The following is a 1,510-nucleotide window of genomic DNA, read 5'->3' as shown; positions in this document are numbered from 1 at the left end:
CAGGCGCGGTACCTGCGGATCAACATCATCGCGCCGACCAACAACAGCGACACCGCCGCCCGTATCTACGAGTTCGAAGCGTTCGCCTCCTAAAGGACCATGGTGATGAGACGCAAACTTCTCGCCGTCGCGGCGGTCACCGCGGCGCTGCTCGTGGGCGCCCACGCCCCGGCGGCCTCCGCCGACACCGCCTTCGACGTGCTCGTGTTCTCCAAGACGGCGGGCTTCCGCCACGACTCCATCCCGGCCGGCATCACGGCCATCCAGCAGCTCGGCGCGGCCAACGGGTTCACGGTCACCGCCACCGAGGACGCGAACGCGTTCACGACGGCGAACCTCGCGCAGTACGAGGCGGTGGTGTTCCTGAGCACCACCGGCGACGTGCTCAACGCGGCCCAGCAGACGGCGTTCGAGTCCTACATCCGGGGCGGCGGCGGCTACGTGGGCATCCACGCCGCGGCCGACACCGAGTACGACTGGCCGTTCTACGGCGAGCTCATGGGCGCCTGGTTCTCGTCGCACCCGGCGATCCAGCAGGTCACGATGAAGGTGGAGGACCGGACCCACCCGGCCACGGCCCACCTCGGCGCGACCTGGGTGCGCACCGACGAGCTCTACAACTACCGCACCAACCCCCGGTCCACGGCCCACGTCCTGGCGACGCTCGACGAGTCGACGTACAGCGGGGGCACCATGGGCGCCGACCACCCGTTCGTCTGGTGCAAGACGATCCAGAGCGGGCGGTCGTTCTACACCGGCGGCGGCCACACCCAGGAGTCGTACGCCGACGCCGCGTTCCGCGCGCACCTGCTCGGCGCGATCCGCTACGCCGGCGGCAAGGTGGCGGCGGACTGCTCGGTCGGGCCGACCCCGCCGACCGGCCGGATCGAGGCCGAGTCGTTCAGCTCGCAGTCCGGCGTGCAGATCGTCGGCGACGGCAACGCCCACGGCGGCAACCGCGTCGGCTACATCGACAACGGCGACTGGGTCGGCTACGCGTCGGTCAACGTCTCCGGCAAGACCGGGATCACCGCACGGGTCGCGTCGGGCGGCACCGGCGGCACGATCCAGGTCCGGTCGGGCTCGCAGACCGGCCCGGTCCTCGGCACGCTGACCGTGTCGAACACCGGCGGCTACGGTAACTTCGTCGACGTCAGCACCGCGCTGTCCGCCGGATCGGGATCGCTGTTCCTGGTGTTCAACGGTACCGGCAGCGGCGGCCTGTTCGACGTGGACGACTTCGCGTTCACCTCGGCACCGCCGCCGGCGACGAACCTCGCGCTGAACAAGACGGCCACCGCCGACAGCCAGTGCGCGTCGACCGAGGGACCGGCCAAGGCCGTGAACGGCACCGTCAACGGCGGCAACGCCGACAAGTGGTGCTCGCTCGGCACCACCAAGTGGTGGCGGGTCGACCTCGGCTCGGCCCAGTCCGTCGGCCGGATCGTGGTCCGCCACGCCGGCGCCGGCGGCGAGAACACCGCCTTCAACACCCGCGACTACGACCTGC

Annotated in this window: 1 protein-coding gene; it reads left to right on the top strand. The window is 70.7% G+C overall.

The annotated features are described in order from the left end of the window. Window positions 1-105: 105 nt before the first annotated feature. A partial coding sequence (locus tag IEZ31_RS55670) for a ThuA domain-containing protein (RefSeq protein ID WP_190258275.1) occupies window positions 106-1,510 on the top strand: 1,405 nt, incomplete at its 3' end.

Source organism: Dactylosporangium sucinum, assembly GCF_014647515.1.
In the GTDB taxonomy this organism is placed as follows: domain Bacteria; phylum Actinomycetota; class Actinomycetes; order Mycobacteriales; family Micromonosporaceae; genus Dactylosporangium; species Dactylosporangium sucinum.
The sequence above is the reverse complement of the archived record's forward strand: the minus strand, read 5'-3'. Positions and strand labels throughout refer to the sequence as shown.